A 15,218-nucleotide genomic window follows, 5' to 3' on the forward strand; every position below is an offset into this window, starting at 1 on the left:
TATTATGTGATATATGTAATCACGCAGAACTTTTATTGTATTGACATAGTATAGCAAGTGTTCTATTATAATATAGTAAATGAGATGTACTAAATACAAGGAGAGATCTATGGATACGATGATGAATGCAATGGAACAGGTATCGCTGTTCTGCCGTCTGAATATGAATACAAGGCGCAACCTGCCCATTCGATCCAGTGAAATGGGGATGCTGATTTATTTGGTTAAAGCAGACGGAGAGAAGACGGCAAAGGGAGTCGCAGACTTTTTCAAGGTGACAAAAGCGATGGCTACCAATATGAGCTCTGCGCTGCTGAAAAACGGCTTTCTTGAAAAGCAGCAGCAGGAAAATGATAAGCGCAGCTTTCTTTTGCGGCCGACAGAGAAAGCAGTGCAGCTGGTGAATGAAACCTATGATGAATATATGAAGCAGATGAATATTTTGAGAAATTCCATGGGTGAGGCGGCATTTCATACCCTGCTTGATTTACTGAACATGGCCAATGTTATCCTGCTGGACAAAAGGTCAAAGCAGCAGGTACGAATGTGAAACGTCTTACACAGCTGTTTCCAAATGCAGAGGCTGTCCTGTTTGATGTTACAAAGCCGTCTACATTTCCGGCTGCCCTGCAGGATGTGGACAGGGTGTTTCTCATGCGGCCGCCGCATCTTGGTGATCCAAAGGCTTTGAAGCCGCTGATCGATGCGTTGCAGAAGCAGAAGAGGATTCAGCTGGTAAGCTTTCTTTCCCTGCTGGGAGTAGAGAAAAATCCCATCCCTCCGCATCATAAAATTGAACAATATATCGAGCAGGCGGGATTGCCGTACTGCCATATACGCCCCGGTTTTTTTATGCAGAATATCAGTGGCGTGCATGCCTTTGAAATTCAGCATTTCAACAGAATTGTCGTACCCGTCAGGAATGCATTGACAAGCTTTATCGATGCTCAGGATATCGGTGAGCTGACAGCGAGGGTTCTTTGCGAGGCGCATATGCATCAAAACACAAGCTATTCCATAACAGGAGCAGAAGCGATTGATTATTGGGAAGTGGCTGAAATTTTATCGCAGGAGCTGGGAAGGAACATTGTGTATGCGAATCCAAAGCCGTCATTTGCAAAAAATTACTGGATCAGCGTTCGGGGGCTGGAGAAGGAGTATTGTAAGGTTATGGGGATGCTTTATATGATGACACGGTTTAAAGGTGCAGAGAAGGTCACGACTGATTTTGAAGCGGTTATGCACAAAAAGCCGAAGAGCTTTCGTCAGTTCGTAAGGGATAATGCGGCAGCGTGGCAGCTGTGAATCGTAAGGGGTACTTATTTCATAGGTGAATAAGCACGTGACGGCATAAAGGATAAAGAATGATGCAGTAGAATGAATACAAGGTATGTAAGAGGGATGTAGATGATGAATGTGTCTGATACAGAAATAAAATCTGTACGCAGCATCCATAGAACATCTCAGCCGTCAGTTCATCTGTATTCGTTAAATGCATCAGGCATGCTGTATGGTTTAAATCCATAGTATCTTTTCCAAGGGGTTTTATCATGATACCGGTCGGAGGAATCAAAGCTTGCGAAGCGGATATGAATTGCTTTACAATTTCCAAATATTACAAATTTATTTATGATGAACACATGCGATTCTTTCAGTATAATAGTGAAAGAAAGAGGAATGTGAGAAAAATGAAAAAGTATGTTAGAAAAACTGTAATAAAAGCGCTACAGGAAATTGATAAGTTTCATGTGACGATGGTGCAGGCACCTCCGGGCTTTGGGAAGACAGTGGCAGTCAGGCAGTATTTTAAAAGAAGCGGGGAAGATCATGTGTGGATGGATCTTAGGAAAAAGACGATAAAAGAGCTTGATACGGCTGATATCATAACACAGCCGTATGTTATTTTAGACCATGTAATGAAAGAGCATATGTATACGGGGATCCTCCATGGCTTTCTGCAAAAAAACATAGATAGACATAACATAGATAGAGATATCGTACTTATTTATGCAGATGAAGTGCCTTCTTTTTTTATATTGTAGGAATTAGCATATTATATGAATCTTAATTATAAATAATTATATATAAATAGTTATATGAAGAGGAAAGAAAACACAAAAATCCCCTTATAGGGGATAAGAGATATCGATGATAAAAAGTTTATTTCTCCAGTTTGTCTAAAATACTTTCCGGATACATGATATGTTCACATTTCATACAGTATCCATATAACACTCTTTTTCCTTTATACATCTTTGTACGCATGACTTCATAAGCAATATCAACATCCATAGGTATGACATAACCACATTTAATACATACCATATGGATCACAGACGGATCTCCAGTCATAGAATTTCCACGTTTCATTTATCTGTTCCTCCAATCCTCAAGGAAAAAAAAGCTTCAACAAACTGCATTTCATGACCGCATTTACACAAGAGAGGGTCAATGCGGAAAGTATCCATTAAATATTGACGATGCGCATAGTTCTTTTTCGCTAATCCTGCGTATTTACAGGATACCATTTTTTTAATCATTTTTGTTAACTTTTTTTTCTTCGCTGCATAACCTCCGATGTAGCGAACCATTTTGAAATGCTCGTCAGGGATATGACGAATAAGTTTCTTCATAAAAGCTAAGATAGAATCATATACTTCAACATACTCTTTCGTTTCATGATCTTCGTACCACCAAATGACATGATCCATATCAGAATTATAATCAATGATACGACTCTGAGCCATGACTGGACTGCCTACATAGCGAGTAACATACTCTATACAGTCCTTTAGATTTTTATGTTCACTGGGAGGGCAGTAAGCGTACACCGAAGGCGGAGTGCGTCAGTTAGGCGTCGAAAATATAATGGGTGGAAATCCCATCTAGTAAGATTTAGCCAATCGCTAGTATTGAGTCCTTGGAGTCGTAACGGTAACATTACGATTTAAGCGTAGGACAGAGAGTATGCGAGCCGTAATAGCCCAATGAAAAGTTGGGAGTGAAGAAATAGACCTTCGTTAAGGTGTAAACGTAAAAGTCGATATTGTCCCGCCAATAGCAGACAACATCATACAAACGATAAGGCATTCCATCGGAGGCGCAGAGCGCACGCTGCGGGCCCAGGCCTGGAGAGCATAACATGGATATTTTCGGGGTACCTGAGAGGTCCTACCGTTCCTGAAATAAGGTAATGCGATATACAAGCCTTAAAAAGCAAGATAGAGCAGAAGACGGTATGGAAGTCAGATTAGTACATAGTAGCAATGAAACCGTCAAAACCGGTGGAGCCAAAGGACTAATGCACAGTCAGTTTTTCAAGGGAAACATTTAGACCTACCCAAGAGGAGGTGAAAATCAAATGATAACAGGACTTGAAAGGATAGCACAAAATAAGTTGAAATATCCAGAGAGTAAACATCTGAATCTTATTCACTATGTCAATGTGGAAAATCTGAAAGGTGCTTATAAGCGCATAAACGGAAAGAAAGCAACTGGCACTGATAAGGTAAGCAAGGATGAATACGGAAAGGATTTGGAAGCAAATCTAAACCAGTTGGTGGCAAGGATGAAAACATTTTCATACAGACCACAACCCACTAAACGAGTATACATCCCTAAAGCAGGCAGTAATAAACTGCGACCTTTGGTTATACCGAGTTTTGAGGATAAACTGGTACAGAACATCATGGCAGATGTTTTGAGCGAGATATACGAACCGATATTTTATGACTTTTCCTATGGATTCAGAAAGGATCGAGATTGCCACAAAGCAATCGAACATCTTTCAGAGATGATCCAAAGAAATAAAGTCAACTATATTGTGGATGCGGACATCAAAGGTTTCTTTGATAATGTAGATCACAAGATATTGATGGAATTTCTGCGAAAGGAAATAGGTGATGACGTCTTTCTAAGATATATCATTAGATTTCTGAAAGCAGGTATTATGGAGCATGGGAAGAAAATAGAAAGTGATAAGAACATACCCCAAGGTGGCCTCATTTCACCAGTTTTGGGAAACGTATACATATATTATGCATTAGATATGTGGTTTGAAATCGTAGTAAAGAAATACTGTCAAGGATTCTGTGGAATAGTGCGCTATGCGGATGATTTTGTGTGCTGTTTTGAATACAAAGCAGAAGCACAGGAGTTCTTCGTAAAACTCCAAGAGAGACTAGCCAAATTCAAACTGGAAATAGAGGTAAACAAAAGCAAAATCATCCGCTTTGGCAGATATGCCGGAGAGGGTAAAGGCACATTTGATTTTCTGGGATTCACGTTTATCAGTGGTACCGACCGAAAAGGAAGATACCGAACGATAAAACTAACCAGTAAAAAGAAAATGAGTGCTAAAATGAAAGCAGCGAATGAATGGATACATGCCAATATGCACATGCCAGTAAATGAATTAATCAAGAAACTGAACACCAAACTTATAGGACACTACCGGTACTATGGTATCACAGGGAACTATGACAAGTTTGAAATGTTCAGATGGTATGTAATAGAAAGACTAAAAGCATGGCTCCACAGGCGCTCACAAAGGGCTAAAATGACATGGGAGAAATTCGATAAAATAATTGAATACAATCCAATCGTTAAGCCAAAAGTTTACCATTCAATTTAGGCGAAAGACTGTGTAAAGAGCTGTATGCCTTAATAGGGCACGTACAGTTCCGAGGGGATTGTCGCAAGATAAACCATCACTTGTAAATATAGTACATATTAAAACAAGATGTTAGAATAGGCAAGGTTTATTTTGTAAGACTTTTACCCAATCAGAGTCAAAGCCTTTTGAATAATCTTTATACAGCTTCCTCTTTAATTGCTTGAATTCGATCGTATCAATTTTTACTGATAAACGATCGAGAAGTGATCTTTGAAAGGAGCGGCGAAGAGATTCGTAATTGATGTGCTTCCAGCGTTTAAAAAGCCATCCTTTCGTACACCTCCTTTAGCTAGTAAAACGTGGATATGAGGTATCCAATTTAATCCTCTACCAAATGTGTGGAGAGTAAGCACAGCACAGGGGATAAGTTCATCCTTCTTTGTGCCAGCCTTACGAATGACAAAAGATAAGGTATCATTGACAGCTCCAAAGAGTTCGTTCAAAAGAAATCGATCTTTCAAAAAGTATTCACGTAAAGGGTCAGAAACCGTAAAAACACCATGCCTGTGTGGACAGTCAAAGACTTTATCCATAACAGCCGCAGAACGAATCTTCTGATATTTCATACCACATGATGTGCAGAATATCGATTTAAAGGTATGCCAGACAAAAGTGAAATTTTCGCAATTAGGGCACTCGTAAAGAGAATGACCTAAATTGTGAAGAAAGCATAAAATAATAAGGTTAATCACTATTCATAACGCTGGAACGAAGACCTTTACGTGCAAGTTCAAAATCATAAAGGAGCCTACCTTTATTTTCATAGAAGATTCTAGCAATAGAGATTTTGTTTGACCCCTGAGAAATAAGAATCACAATGTCCCATCGCAATTACTGTATGTTTGTTTTCAAAAGCAGAAATATATATATCACCCATATTATTATACAAAATCAATCTTTATTTATCTATCTTTGCTTTTTGTCTTTCGGAATGTCCTTGGACATTTTTTTCATTCAAATAAGGAGAATGACAAATGAGGAAAAAAGAAAAGAGCAGAGGAAAGCGGAAGCTCACAGGGATCATCCTGAGCGTGCTGTTCACCCTGATCGTACCCATCGGATTCGTATTCCTTATGGGACTGCTGTCAGAAAGCTTTCCGGTACTGTATTTCTATACCAAACAGATCTTTCTTGCCTTCGTGGCACTCGTGATCGCGGGCATCTGTATGATCATCTATCAGATCGTACGCTATGTCAAAGGTGATAAGACCGATCCGAAGGAGGAAGAAAGAAAAGCACGCAGAGAGCGCAGAGAACAGCGCAGGGCAAACGCAGAAGGTACCATGAAACACGGAGTCGTATCCGAATAAGCGGGAAGCTTCTGTACATACAGGAAATCGTTTTCCTGTATGATCGTAGATATGAGGACATCACTTCTCATATCTATGCTCATATGAGAAAAAGGTCTACAGATAGAAAAAGGGATCGGAATTCAGGTGATGAGGATGGAAAGGCGGATCCGGCATGGGAAAAGGATGTCGTCGTATGAAGAAGCAGTCATGGATCTGATGGCCAGAGTGGAGGAAAGTGAACGGTATCTTCAAAGATATAGGAACAGTGACCATGCCGTCATCGTTGTGGGAAATGGAGAAGAGGAGCATTATCCTTCCTTTGCCATTGGGAAAAAGAAAAAAGAAGAGGCTGTACAAAGCATAGAATCCATATGGCAGGAAGAGGAAGATGACTGGGTACTGTGTGAAAAAACAGGGAGGAATACAGTAAAGCTGACCGTATGGGAATGGATGGAAGCCAGAAGGAAGGGGATCATCAATGTGCTCCTGCTGTCTGCCGCTTTTTTTCTACAAATCTACATCGTATGGACGGATATGAATGCGCTCAGCTCTCTGATTCTGAAGACAATGAAAAACGCATGCATAGTTGCACTTGTATTGAAATTCGTTCGCTGGGTCATAAGCGGCGAGATGTACAGGTTTCTGAATGAAGAAAGTTGAAAGGATAGGATGAAATATGGTTAAGAAGATTGTGATCGTGGGGATCGTTTTTCTGATGCTGGTGGGGATATTTGGATGCAGCTCAAAGGATAAGGAAGAAAGTAGAAAGGAACCGATTGTGGTAGAAAAAGAAACAAAGGAAACAGACGGTCTCAAACAGCTGGATCTGGATCAGACATTCAAAAGGATCGATGATAAGGAAAGCTTCATCTTCATGGTGACACAGAGTACCTGTAGCTACTGTAATTCCTTCAAGAAGACGCTGGTACCCTTTCTGAAGGAGCACAGGGACATCCCGTTTTATGAGCTGGAGGTCGATATGCTGGGAGAGATGAAGGCGGATGTGGAGAAGAACTTTGCGAAGCTGCAGAAAAAGATTCCGGAATTCGGGGGAGGGACACCGGAGATGTTCTGTTATGAGAAGGGGAAGCTCAAAAAGACCGCAAGCGGTGAGATCAGCGAGGCGGCATTATATAACTTTATGATCGACTGCGGGTATATCAAAGGGGATAAAAAGGAAGAGAAAACAGAAGACTATAGCTTTCAAACAAGTAAGCGGATCAAAAATCTGAATCTTATAGAAATTGCGAAGAAAATTGATAATAAGGATACCTTTTATCTGATGATCACCCAGAGCGACCGCTACAATCAGGCCTTCATCAAAAAGCTGATTCCGGTTCTGGAGGATAAAAAGGCTGATGTGGCCGTACTTCATTTCCCGCTCGAACAAAAAGGAACAGATGATGAGATGAACAAGGCATATGAGACACTGATGAACTGTGTAAAGGATCTGAGTGTGTCACCGGCTGTATTCAAGATAACAAAGGGAAAGGCAGAGAAGCTGCTGGAGGATAATGTAGCTGTAGGTGATATTGAAAAAGCATTTCAAAAATAGAGTAGATAAGGGATGGTGATGGACGTGTACAGGAAAGAAGAAGGAAGCTATGGAGGGCAAAGAAGTATCGATCTGCAGATGATCAGGGATTATGAACAGACAGGATGCAGGCTGAAGGAATTTCTGGAGAACTGTAAGAAAAAGGATGTGAAGTTAGAGTTTCGAAACAAGACCGTAGAGCCGGACTGGATGATGGAAGTCTATCAGATGATCATGGAGCGAACACGGGAGGAGTTAAAGGCAGAACAGAGAGCAGGAATCAAGCGGGCACTGAAACGGCGGGAGGAAGGAAAGGGGACCTATGGGAGACCGCGTGTGGAGCTGCCTTCTGATTTTGAGAAACAGCTGAAGGAGCGAATCCGGAATCAGGAGAATTTGTCTACCTATTGTGAACAGCTCAAGATGAAAAAATCAACATTTTATAAGTGGGTCAAGGTATACAGGGATTCATGGGAGGAGGAAAAGAAACTGCTGTAAATGATCAACTGCATCTTTAAGGCTTCCAGTTTGTCAGAATCATTATTCCTGAAAAGAGGAAGTAGGATGAATGCATTAAAATGGATGAAAAGCTGAGCAAGCCTTCAATATTTGAGACTTTTTGATTTGATATTTATAACATTGTTTTCAAACACAGAATCCCATAGATAACAAAGTAAAAAATAGATACTTAAAATAAAGATGGATATTGAAAAAAATTTCGTAACCGATAACCTATTTCTTCTGGTTCTTTACCTTTATTTATTGCATACATGGATAACAGAATAAATAGTTTATATGAAAAATTAAACTGGCAGGCAGAAGATGAAAGGATTTGTTTAACCGCTGAAATACGGTATTTTCACAGATATGCAGCTGTCCTGTAAAGAAATTCCATTTGACTTGTGGATGGGGGTATGTAATAATTAGCCATGTATGACATCCAGCTAAACAGGCAGGACGTCGGTGAATCAATGATAACAAACTGTGAATACATGATGCAGGTGATGCAAAGGCTTTTGACCTTCTTCTGGTTTTGTATGATACGTTTGAACAACATTCACAAGCAAGAAGGAGAACCATCATATTCATGAAAACCATATCCATTGTATTAACAAATTATCCAAGTCATCTTTCCAGTTTCATGGAAACGGTGTACGGATATGAATATACACATGCATCCATTTGTCTCGATGCGATGAATGAAAAGATGTACAGCTTTAACTATAAGGGCTTTTGTATGGAAACGGTATCCAAATACAAACGCCACGGCGTGGAGAAAAGCATCAGCTTCCAGCTACAGGTAACGGATGCGGCCTTTGAGCGGCTGCAAAATAAAATCGAGCAGTTTGTGGAAAATCGCGAGGACTTCTGTTATTCCAGTATCGGAGTGGTATTCTGCTTTGTCCATATACCATTCAAACGAAAGAAGCATTATTTCTGTTCACAGTTTGTTGCAGAGATTCTTGCGGAATCCGGAGCATTGAAGCTGAAACGGCGTCCCTCCCTGTATCTGCCCAATCATTTTTACCGGGAATTAAAGGAAGCTGCGGAGCTGCAGGAAATTCAGTACGATATTTTGCCGGAGGCAGTTTAAACGAAGTAGAGCGAAGTCAGAGCAATTTCTTGTTCTGGCTTTTTTTAGAACATCATGCATTGAATACAAAGCTTTTTTTATCTGACAGTCATCACTATATACGCGTGGAATAGGAGGAAGTGCAATATGAAGGAAAACAGATATTTTCAAATGATTTATCTTTTATTGGATAAAGGACAAATGACTGCACCAGAGCTGGCAGATTATTTCGAGGTGTCGATCAGAACGATATACCGTGATATTGACATTCTGAGCTCAGCCGGGATTCCGATTTATGCTACGCAGGGAAAGGGAGGAGGCATAGCGATTCAGGACAGCTATGTTTTAAAGAAATCACTTCTCAGCGAGCAGGAACAGAAGCAGATTCTCATGGCCCTGCAGGGCATCCGTGTGCTGGAGGATGAGCAGATAAATATGCTGTTATCCAAACTGAGCGGCGTATTTCAAAGACAGCAGGGAAACTGGCTGGAAATCGATTTTTCAACATGGACAAAAAGTGGTGCGGGAAAACATAATTTTCAATTACTGCAAAGCGCCATATGGAAAAGCAGAATCGTTTCCTTTTCTTATTACAGCGGAAAAGGTGAACAAACCAAACGGATTATTGAACCGCATAAGCTTGTTTTCAAGACCTCTGACTGGTATTTGTATGGTTACTGCACGCTGCGTAAGGATTTTCGATTCTTCAAATTAACACGGATAAGAGATCTAAAGCTGCAGGATGCGGAATTTATGCGGGAAACACCGGAGCATATCTTTGAAAGATCGGACGAATTTGAGATGAAAACCGTGCAGGTTACCCTTTTGTTTGATGCGGGGATGTCCCATGAGGTATATGAAAAATTCGATGAGGAAGTAAGCGAGCAGGAGGATGGCAGCTTACTGGTGACTACGATTTTACCGGATAATGAGTTATTATACAGCTATGTCCTTTCCTGCCGGGAAAGGGTTGAAGTATTATCACCTCCGTATGTACGTGATAACGTTAGGAAAAGAGTTAGAAAAATGCTGGAAATATATAAAACATGACACCGTGTTGCAGGTTATGAATGGTATGATGATGGCAACATAGGGAGGCGAAATCATCTGCAGAGTCAGGGAATATACTGTGCCGAAGAAGCTGAAGGAGGATTGTATGTCAGGCCTTCAGCAGCAGGCCAGTCTGAGGATTTGTGCAGATTGAACAGCCGTATATGTTTGTTATCAGATACCTGTATGACGGGGCATACGATAACTCGAAAGGAGTACCATATGAATAAAGCTTTGATTGTAATTGATATTCAAAATGATATCACCAAAAATTATAAGGAGATCATTGATAATATCAACAGCGCTATCGACTGGGCGGTGGCGCATGAAATTCCGGTTGTTTATATACGGCATGAGAATTTATCACAGGGAACAAGAACCTTTAAGCCCAATACGCGTGGTTCTGAATTGGCCTGTGATTTAAAGATTGTATCCGATTGTATTTTCACAAAATACAAGGGGAATGCATTAACCAGTGAAGCATTTTCTGACTTTGTGCGCAAGCATGGAATTACTGATTTCTATTTAACCGGGGCGGATGCCTGCGCGTGTGTAAAATCAACCTGCTATAATTTGCTGAAGGATCACTATAAGGTCACGGTTCTGTCGGATTGTATCACAAGCTATGATAAAAGAAAGCTGGATGAAATGCTGCAATATTACGAGAAAAAAGGCAGTACGATTGCCACACTGCAGGAGCTGCAAAAAGAATAGGCAGATAAGTGCGGCTTTTCAGGAAGGATGTAATATATCTGTAAAAAGGTAGCGGACAATAGCTTCTATGTACATTGCCTCGCATGGGACAATAGTCATACAGCATACGGAGAGGGCATGAAGCCATTTTTGAGCTGCATCAGGCAAAGCGGGTCTAACAGTCTGAATTTTTAAAAAGCAACGAGAAAAGAAAACGCATCAATCAGGAGCACGTCTCTCATGTGATGCGTTTTTATTTCAGCTTAGCGGTAATGTCCCCTTAACACAGCCTGCTGCAGGATATGTTGTTCCATTGCTGCCAGCAGATGCTTCTTTCTCGCAGTAGGCGGCAGTGTCAGGACAGTATCCAGAACATATACGGTAAATTGATAGGTATGCGACCAGTGGAACGGCGGCTTTGGCCCTCTATAGGCATGCCTGCCATATCCAATCCCCTGTATTGCACCCGACAGGCTTGGCACCTGTGCCCCGCGGGGAATATTCCCCGGGATGATTGACATCACAGGAAGATTCCAGATTACCCAGTGATTATATGCCGGTATCGGATGATCCATATCATTCAGAATAACTGCCAGGGATACTGCCTCCTCGCAAAGTCCGTGCAGCACCAGCTCCGGCGATTGATCCGCGCCATATCCGGTATGTATAACAGGAATCAGCGCACCATCCGGAAAGCTGGGAGAAGATATTGTCAGTATTTGCATAAAAGACCTCCATTTTTAATGATATAAGGTTAACATAAACGCATTCTCAGTGCAACCGGTTGAATGACACATGAACGAAGATTAAAAAGATTCCCCGAAGCAGCGTGCAATTGCTTGGGAATTGTTACATTTTATCTTGAAATATATGAAGGAACCCTCTAAAATAGAAGAGCTGTATAATTGAGGGAGGATTTATTTGTGCACAAAAACAGAGGAGAGTGGTCTAACCACCTCGGATTTATCCTGGCAGCTGCCGGCTCGGCAGTAGGTCTGGGGAATATCTGGAAGTTTCCAGGAAAGCTTGGGGCAAACGGAGGCGGTTTGTTTCTGTTGATTTACATAGTGGTTGTAGCAGTGATCGGTCTGAGCATTATGCTGGCAGAGCTGGCGATTGGTAGAGCAACGCAGAAAAACGCTGTTGGAGCATTTCGCAAGCTGAATAAAAAGTGGATGTTTGCCGGTGTGATCGGCATGATCACCTTGTTTGTTATTTTATCCTATTACAGCATCGTTGGCGGCTGGATCATGAAATATATTGCCGTTTATTTCGGCGGTGCACATTTTTCCGGAGCTGCAACGCAGTATCAGGATTTCTTTACCGGCTTTATCACGGATCCGATAGAGCCAATTTTGTGGGGACTGCTGTTTCTTGGCTTGTGTATCTTCATTATTTTAAAGGGCGTTGCAGAGGGTATCGAGAAAATCAGTAAGGTTTTAATGCCGGCTCTCTTTCTTTTGCTGATTGCGACGGCGATTCGCTCGGTTACTTTGCCGGGCGCTATGGAAGGCGTGCGCTTCATGCTGCATATCGATTTCTCCGCCTTCCATACAGATATGCTGGTTGCGGCAGTAGGACAGGCCTTTTTCTCGCTCTCCGTGGGAATGGGCATCCTTATCACCTATGGCTCCTATGTGGGAAAGAAGGAAAATCTGATGAAAAGTGCGGTCTGGATTTGTGTGCTGGATACCCTGGTCGCCATTCTGGCAGCCTTTGCCATCATTCCGGCAGTCTTTGTGACCATGGGGGCTGAAGGACTTGGTATGGGTGGAGGATTTGCATTTATGGCACTGCCCAATGTGTTTGCTTCCATTCCCGGAGGTATTATCTTCGGGGCTGTCTTCTTCATTCTCTTGTTTCTGGCAGCATTGACAAGTGCCATCAGTATACTGGAGAGCATCATTGCCTGTATGAGTGAGGAATTTCATATCACGAGAAGAAAGGCTGTAGTCTGGCTGTTTCTGCCGCTCATGATTTTAGCCGCCGGCTATTCCCTGTCGCAGCTGGAGTCACGCGGATTGAACCTGCCCTGGTTTGATATGCGAAACGGGTTACAGCTGCTGCCCATGAATGCTGTGATGGAGAAATTTACAGATAATCTGATGATTCCGCTTGGTGCACTTTGCTTCTGTGTATTTACCGGATGGGTGTGGGGTGTCCAGAAAGCTACAGACGAATTCGAGAACGAAGGTACACTGCGGTTTCGCTGGAAAAGCTCTGGTCCCTTGCTATCCGCTATCTGGCACCGGCAGCGATTCTGATGATTCTCTATTTTACGATTTGTGAAGGAATGATTCTGTCCTGAAAATCAATTGCCTGTCTTAGTACAGGCTTTTTTTCTGCGAGTATTTAAATCAAATTTTCCTGGACAAACAGCATCTGCACAGCAGCACGGCATGGAGACTTATCAATATTTTTCAGCAAGGAGTGCAAAGTGATTGCTTACCTTATGGCAAAGAACATCCATACTGGAAATATTTAACCTCTATTTCCTGAAAACAAGGAATGTCGCTTTTGATAAATAGATGGTATAATTGAATACGAATTGTGAGTGCTGTATGGAAAAAATAAAATCAGTTTTACAGCAGGCCTTTGCAGTTGGCTGTCCCTGTGCGGTGCTGTACAGAAACTAAAATAGTAGAGAAATTCGTATTGTGATGGAAAGTGATTCTGCAGGGGTTATACAGGAGAATTCATCCTTTATTTTATATGTATTCCTCTGCCGGATGCTTATCAGGAGCTTACCACATGTTATTCACAGGAGGATATGGCGTGTAAGAAGAAGGTATTGCAGGGTGAACAAATCAAGGAAGTATTCTGCTGTTGATTGGAAAGGAGCGGCTATATGAAAAATAAACGTGTGCAAAAGCTGTCAGAACAAAAGCTGCTGCAGTATGGATGCAGTAAGGAAGGGATGACATACCGCTGTATCCGGAAGCTGAAGGCTCCGGATTTTTATGCGGTTATCACGTATGAAGGGCAGGAGCTGCATGCTGAAGTATACGATGCGCAGCTAAGGGAGCCCTATACACCATTTCACGTACCGGGGGCAAATGGCAGCTTTGTATCATCGATTCGTGAGGAGGTTGAGGAGCTGCTGGAGGACATGGTGCAGCAGTGTATCGATGGAAATCCATATCGTACGCGCATTCTGGATTATGTTGCTGAGCGTTATCAGAGCTATCCCCAATTTCCCTGGAAGAGTGCTCCGGAGCATGGAACCTTAAAGACAGCTAAGGGAAAGTGGTACGGTGTTATCATGCATATTCCCTATCGAAGTCTGGGTATTGATGTCGATGGTATGACGGATGTCTGTAACTTGAAAAATCGTCCGGAATTCATTCAGGAGTTGATCGATTATAAATGTTTTTATCCTGCGTATCATATGAATAAAACATACTGGTTTACGATTCTGCTTGATCAAAAGCTGTCCTGGAAGCAGCTTCAAAAGCTCATTGATGAAAGCTATCGGCTGGTGAGTGCTGGTAAATAGCGTTGGAATCAGTGAAAAAAGAGAAGTCATAGAAAAGGAGCTGTTATCAAATGGAATGGATGGAACGATTGAATGAGGCAATTGCATATATGGAGGAGCATATGCAGGAGGAAATCAGCTTTGAAGAGGTCGCAAAAATTGCGTGTACATCCTCCTATAATTTTCAGCGGATGTTCTCTTACATGACCGGGATCTCCCTGTCGGAGTACATACGCAGAAGAAGGATGAGTCTTGCAGCAGAGGAATTGCAGCAGGGGACGGATAAGATTATAGATATTGCATTGCGTTATCAATACGCATCTCCAACCGCTTTTAATCGGGCATTTCGCTCTGTCCATGGCATTGCACCATCTCAGGTGCGCAATGCCCAGGCTGCCGTAAAGCTGTATCCGCCGCTTCACTTTCAGCTTTCTATCGCAGGAAGCAGGGAATTGAATTACAGAATTGTAAAGAAGGATGCCTTTCGCGTTGTCGGAGTTTGCCATGAGCTGGAAAAGGAGCTGGAGAAAAATTATGAGGTGGTTCCCAATCTCTGGCGGACAGCGGCAGAAGATGGAACGATTGCAGACCTTTCAGCACATATCGACGCAAAGGAGCCAAGCGGTCTGTTGGGAATCAGTATGTGTCAGGACTTGAAGGACTGGAAGTTCTGGATCGGAGTGGTGAGCGAAGAACCGCTGAACGGATATGAAGAACTTCAGCTACCTAAGGCATCCTGGATCGTATTCCAATGCGAAGGAACGCATGCGTCCATTCAGGAGCTGGAGCGCAGAATCTGGACGGAATGGTTTCCATCAACCGGCTATCAGTATGTAAACGGACCGGTGATGGAGGTCTATCTGGACCCTGATCCTAGCTCCTCAAGGCTTGAGATGTGGCTGATGATCACTGACATGTGAAAAGCA

The 15,218-nt window shown here is 42.2% G+C and carries 18 protein-coding genes; 14 read left to right on the forward strand and 4 right to left on the reverse strand.

Annotated features, from left to right (window positions below; genetic code table 11):
- The first annotated feature begins 109 nt into the window (after positions 1-109).
- From KSZ58_RS05620 to KSZ58_RS05630, 3 genes are all read left to right on the forward strand, one after another.
- Positions 110-550, forward strand: coding sequence for a MarR family winged helix-turn-helix transcriptional regulator (locus tag KSZ58_RS05620; protein WP_009269372.1), 441 nt, complete (start codon positions 110-112; stop codon positions 548-550).
- On the forward strand, positions 547-1,305 hold the full coding sequence (locus KSZ58_RS05625) for an NmrA family NAD(P)-binding protein (RefSeq protein WP_227761308.1): 759 nt from the start codon (positions 547-549) through the stop codon (positions 1,303-1,305). Before KSZ58_RS05620 ends, KSZ58_RS05625 begins: the two co-directional genes overlap by 4 nt.
- Before the next feature lie 383 nt (positions 1,306-1,688).
- Positions 1,689-2,042: a hypothetical protein gene (locus KSZ58_RS05630; protein WP_224727317.1), complete on the forward strand. Its 354-nt coding sequence runs from the start codon at positions 1,689-1,691 to the stop codon at positions 2,040-2,042.
- Between the two features lie 118 nt (positions 2,043-2,160).
- Here the strand turns inward: KSZ58_RS05630 and KSZ58_RS05635 are convergent, their stop codons facing one another.
- Both KSZ58_RS05635 and KSZ58_RS05640 read right to left on the reverse strand, forming a co-directional pair.
- Positions 2,161-2,370 (reverse strand): hypothetical protein, encoded by a 210-nt coding sequence (locus KSZ58_RS05635; RefSeq protein ID WP_008819527.1) that lies wholly within the window; start codon positions 2,368-2,370, stop codon positions 2,161-2,163.
- Positions 2,367-2,747 (reverse strand): transposase, encoded by a 381-nt coding sequence (locus KSZ58_RS05640; protein ID WP_233104355.1) that lies wholly within the window; start codon positions 2,745-2,747, stop codon positions 2,367-2,369. The genes KSZ58_RS05635 and KSZ58_RS05640 overlap by 4 nt, the downstream gene beginning before the upstream one ends.
- A gap of 614 nt (positions 2,748-3,361) precedes the next feature.
- On the opposite strand from KSZ58_RS05640, the gene ltrA reads away from it, so the two are divergent.
- Positions 3,362-4,633 carry a group II intron reverse transcriptase/maturase gene (gene ltrA / locus KSZ58_RS05645; RefSeq protein WP_074747957.1) on the forward strand — a complete coding sequence of 424 codons (1,272 nt, stop codon included), beginning with the start codon at positions 3,362-3,364 and terminating at the stop codon, positions 4,631-4,633.
- 224 nt (positions 4,634-4,857) lie between these two features.
- Here the strand turns inward: ltrA and KSZ58_RS23360 are convergent, their stop codons facing one another.
- Complete coding sequence (locus tag KSZ58_RS23360) at positions 4,858-5,367, reverse strand: transposase zinc-binding domain-containing protein (protein ID WP_074747960.1); 510 nt, start codon at positions 5,365-5,367, stop codon at positions 4,858-4,860.
- Between the two features lie 282 nt (positions 5,368-5,649).
- Here KSZ58_RS23360 and KSZ58_RS05655 point away from each other — a divergent pair, with 282 nt between their 5' ends.
- The 7 genes from KSZ58_RS05655 to KSZ58_RS05685 all read left to right on the forward strand — a co-directional run bounded on the left by KSZ58_RS05655 (position 5,650) and on the right by KSZ58_RS05685 (position 10,838).
- Positions 5,650-5,985 (forward strand): hypothetical protein, encoded by a 336-nt coding sequence (locus KSZ58_RS05655; protein WP_008819524.1) that lies wholly within the window; start codon positions 5,650-5,652, stop codon positions 5,983-5,985.
- Between the two features lie 165 nt (positions 5,986-6,150).
- Positions 6,151-6,627, forward strand: a complete 477-nt coding sequence (locus KSZ58_RS05660; RefSeq protein WP_224720962.1) for a hypothetical protein — start codon at positions 6,151-6,153, stop codon at positions 6,625-6,627.
- Positions 6,628-6,643: 16 nt separating this feature from the next.
- Positions 6,644-7,522: a hypothetical protein gene (locus tag KSZ58_RS05665; RefSeq protein ID WP_054343902.1), complete on the forward strand. Its 879-nt coding sequence runs from the start codon at positions 6,644-6,646 to the stop codon at positions 7,520-7,522.
- Between the two features lie 18 nt (positions 7,523-7,540).
- Complete coding sequence (locus tag KSZ58_RS05670; protein WP_233104919.1) at positions 7,541-7,999, forward strand: ribose ABC transporter substrate-binding protein; 459 nt, start codon at positions 7,541-7,543, stop codon at positions 7,997-7,999.
- A 589-nt stretch (positions 8,000-8,588) separates the two neighbouring features.
- On the forward strand, positions 8,589-9,095 hold the full coding sequence (locus tag KSZ58_RS05675) for a hypothetical protein (protein WP_002608508.1): 507 nt from the start codon (positions 8,589-8,591) through the stop codon (positions 9,093-9,095).
- Positions 9,096-9,221: 126 nt separating this feature from the next.
- Positions 9,222-10,124, forward strand: coding sequence for a YafY family protein (locus KSZ58_RS05680; RefSeq protein ID WP_009269364.1), 903 nt, complete (start codon positions 9,222-9,224; stop codon positions 10,122-10,124).
- Positions 10,125-10,346: 222 nt separating this feature from the next.
- Complete coding sequence (locus KSZ58_RS05685) at positions 10,347-10,838, forward strand: cysteine hydrolase family protein (RefSeq protein WP_008819518.1); 492 nt, start codon at positions 10,347-10,349, stop codon at positions 10,836-10,838.
- Positions 10,839-11,080: 242 nt separating this feature from the next.
- Here the strand turns inward: KSZ58_RS05685 and KSZ58_RS05690 are convergent, their stop codons facing one another.
- Positions 11,081-11,542: a YbhB/YbcL family Raf kinase inhibitor-like protein gene (locus tag KSZ58_RS05690; RefSeq protein ID WP_008819517.1), complete on the reverse strand. Its 462-nt coding sequence runs from the start codon at positions 11,540-11,542 to the stop codon at positions 11,081-11,083.
- Positions 11,543-11,740: 198 nt separating this feature from the next.
- Between KSZ58_RS05690 and KSZ58_RS05695 the strand changes: the two genes are divergently transcribed.
- From KSZ58_RS05695 to KSZ58_RS05705, 3 genes are all read left to right on the forward strand, one after another.
- Positions 11,741-13,081 carry a sodium-dependent transporter gene (locus tag KSZ58_RS05695; protein ID WP_009587544.1) on the forward strand — a complete coding sequence of 447 codons (1,341 nt, stop codon included), beginning with the start codon at positions 11,741-11,743 and terminating at the stop codon, positions 13,079-13,081.
- Positions 13,082-13,665: 584 nt separating this feature from the next.
- The gene (locus tag KSZ58_RS05700; RefSeq protein WP_008819515.1) at positions 13,666-14,313 is read left to right on the forward strand and encodes an MmcQ/YjbR family DNA-binding protein; all 648 of its coding nucleotides are present in this window, start codon (positions 13,666-13,668) and stop codon (positions 14,311-14,313) included.
- A 50-nt stretch (positions 14,314-14,363) separates the two neighbouring features.
- Positions 14,364-15,212 (forward strand): helix-turn-helix domain-containing protein, encoded by an 849-nt coding sequence (locus KSZ58_RS05705; RefSeq protein ID WP_009269361.1) that lies wholly within the window; start codon positions 14,364-14,366, stop codon positions 15,210-15,212.
- The last annotated feature ends 6 nt before the right edge of the window (positions 15,213-15,218 follow it).

Source organism: Erysipelatoclostridium sp. DFI.2.3, from assembly GCF_019132535.1.
GTDB classification, from domain to species: Bacteria; Bacillota_I; Bacilli_A; order Erysipelotrichales; family Erysipelotrichaceae; genus Clostridium_AQ; species Clostridium_AQ innocuum.

Excerpts from the sequence above, each read along its gene's own strand:
- KSZ58_RS05620 (WP_009269372.1), top strand. The coding sequence starts at position 110 with ATGGATACGATGATGAATGCAATGGAACAGGTATCGCTGTTCTGCCGT.
- KSZ58_RS05630 (WP_224727317.1), top strand. The coding sequence starts at position 1,689 with ATGAAAAAGTATGTTAGAAAAACTGTAATAAAAGCGCTACAGGAAATT.
- KSZ58_RS05635 (WP_008819527.1), bottom strand. The coding sequence starts at position 2,370 with ATGAAACGTGGAAATTCTATGACTGGAGATCCGTCTGTGATCCATATG.
- KSZ58_RS05640 (WP_233104355.1), bottom strand. The coding sequence starts at position 2,747 with ATGGCTCAGAGTCGTATCATTGATTATAATTCTGATATGGATCATGTC.
- ltrA (WP_074747957.1), top strand. The coding sequence starts at position 3,362 with ATGATAACAGGACTTGAAAGGATAGCACAAAATAAGTTGAAATATCCA.
- KSZ58_RS05655 (WP_008819524.1), top strand. The coding sequence starts at position 5,650 with ATGAGGAAAAAAGAAAAGAGCAGAGGAAAGCGGAAGCTCACAGGGATC.
- KSZ58_RS05660 (WP_224720962.1), top strand. The coding sequence starts at position 6,151 with ATGTCGTCGTATGAAGAAGCAGTCATGGATCTGATGGCCAGAGTGGAG.
- KSZ58_RS05665 (WP_054343902.1), top strand. The coding sequence starts at position 6,644 with ATGGTTAAGAAGATTGTGATCGTGGGGATCGTTTTTCTGATGCTGGTG.
- KSZ58_RS05670 (WP_233104919.1), top strand. The coding sequence starts at position 7,541 with ATGGACGTGTACAGGAAAGAAGAAGGAAGCTATGGAGGGCAAAGAAGT.
- KSZ58_RS05675 (WP_002608508.1), top strand. The coding sequence starts at position 8,589 with ATGAAAACCATATCCATTGTATTAACAAATTATCCAAGTCATCTTTCC.
- KSZ58_RS05680 (WP_009269364.1), top strand. The coding sequence starts at position 9,222 with ATGAAGGAAAACAGATATTTTCAAATGATTTATCTTTTATTGGATAAA.
- KSZ58_RS05685 (WP_008819518.1), top strand. The coding sequence starts at position 10,347 with ATGAATAAAGCTTTGATTGTAATTGATATTCAAAATGATATCACCAAA.
- KSZ58_RS05690 (WP_008819517.1), bottom strand. The coding sequence starts at position 11,542 with ATGCAAATACTGACAATATCTTCTCCCAGCTTTCCGGATGGTGCGCTG.
- KSZ58_RS05700 (WP_008819515.1), top strand. The coding sequence starts at position 13,666 with ATGAAAAATAAACGTGTGCAAAAGCTGTCAGAACAAAAGCTGCTGCAG.
- KSZ58_RS05705 (WP_009269361.1), top strand. The coding sequence starts at position 14,364 with ATGGAATGGATGGAACGATTGAATGAGGCAATTGCATATATGGAGGAG.